The 1,577-nt window shown below is 38.7% G+C and carries 2 protein-coding genes; both read right to left on the reverse strand.

All coding sequences use genetic code 11. The features are described 5' to 3' along the window. On the reverse strand, positions 1-846 hold an 846-nt coding region (locus AC06OU_RS00530; RefSeq protein WP_475853378.1), incomplete at its 3' end, for a FliI/YscN family ATPase. Positions 847-851: 5 nt separating this feature from the next. Beyond that, a partial coding sequence (gene fliH / locus AC06OU_RS00535) for a flagellar assembly protein FliH (RefSeq protein WP_475853380.1) occupies positions 852-1,577 on the reverse strand: 726 nt, incomplete at its 5' end.

The raw sequence follows: 1,577 nt of genomic DNA on the forward strand, positions 1-1,577 counted from the left end.
ATATCCTCTTGTAGCTGGAGGTTCACCAACTGCTAATCCTATTTCTCTTTGAGCCATCGCTACTCGAGTAACCGAATCCATCATGAGCATGACATTTAAGCCTTTATCACGAAAATACTCCGCAATAGCTGTTGCAGTAAATGCTCCCTTAATACGCATAAGAGCTGGCTGGTCAGAAGTCGCAGCTACCACGATTGACCTTTCCAATCCTTCTTTGCCAAGATCACGTTCAATAAACTCTCGAACCTCTCTGCCACGTTCTCCAATAAGGGCAATCACGTTTAAGTCTGCATTCGTATTTCTTGCAATCATTCCGAGCAGGGTACTTTTACCTACACCTGAACCAGCAAAAATACCAACCCTTTGTCCCTTTCCGACTGTAAGCATACCATCAATCGCCTTCACACCCACCTCAATTTGCTCATGAATAGGTGGTCTTGTTAAAGGATTTGGGGGATCTTGTTCGGTACCAACCGTACTTAAGCCCTTAGGTAGTACGGTTCCATCTATAGGATTACCCATGGAATCAAGTACTTTCCCAATTAACTCAGGACCTACTTTTATTTCTAAAGAACTGTTTGTTCCTTCTACTAAACACCCTGTGGAAATTTCACGTATATTTGTATAAGGCATCAAGACTACAGTTTCTTCTTTAAAGCCTACTACTTCAGCAAGAATGACAGATGGACCATTTTTAGCAGAATTAATATGGATTTTACATACATCTCCAATAGAGCTCTCGGGGCCTTGCGACTCAATCATTAATCCAACTACACGATTTACACGGCCGTACTTTTTAAAAGTAGAGACTTTTGGTATTTGTTGGATTAAATCGATTGCTTTCATTACTCTCACTCCATGCTTTCAAGAATATCAACAAGCTTACGTCTTAACTCTTTTACTTGTTCATCAATACTTACAACTATTCGACCATGATTTGTTTCAATATAACAATCTGTATCATTCATTTCCTCGTCCACGAAAATCATAAATGGCACGTCTATTGGGAAGATCGAAGCAAGCTCTTCTCGATTTTTAGATACTAGATTGAAATAATACGGGGAAACATATATTTTTATTTCTTTCATTTCACGAGCTTCCTTTAAGCCCCTTTGAACAATAGACAAAAATAAATCGTGATCTTCCTCTAATTTAACCCCAATAATTCGCTCTGCATTTCGAATACTCAATTCAAGAATTACTTGCTCTTGTTGCTGTAGATAGGCAGCAGCATTTTCATATGCTGTTTGCATCGCTTCGTTGGCTGTTTTTAGTGAACTTTGCATGTCAGCCAGTGCCTTTTGCCTACCTTCTTCTACACCTTGCGCAAATCCTTCTTCGTAAGCACTTTGTTGATAGCTGAGCTTCTGGTTATTCCATTCATTTAAATCCTGTTGAATTTGTTGCTTAGTATTTTCCACTTCTAATTGCAGTTGCTTTTGTTTATTCGTTATTTCTTGGTTGACCTCATCCAATATTTTGCTGCGCTCTATATTAAAACTTTCCTTTATAGCGAGCGGTGTTTCATCACTTGTCTCTTCTACATTGAGATTTCTTATATGAATCGGACGGAATTT

The organism is Psychrobacillus sp. (assembly GCF_056205495.1).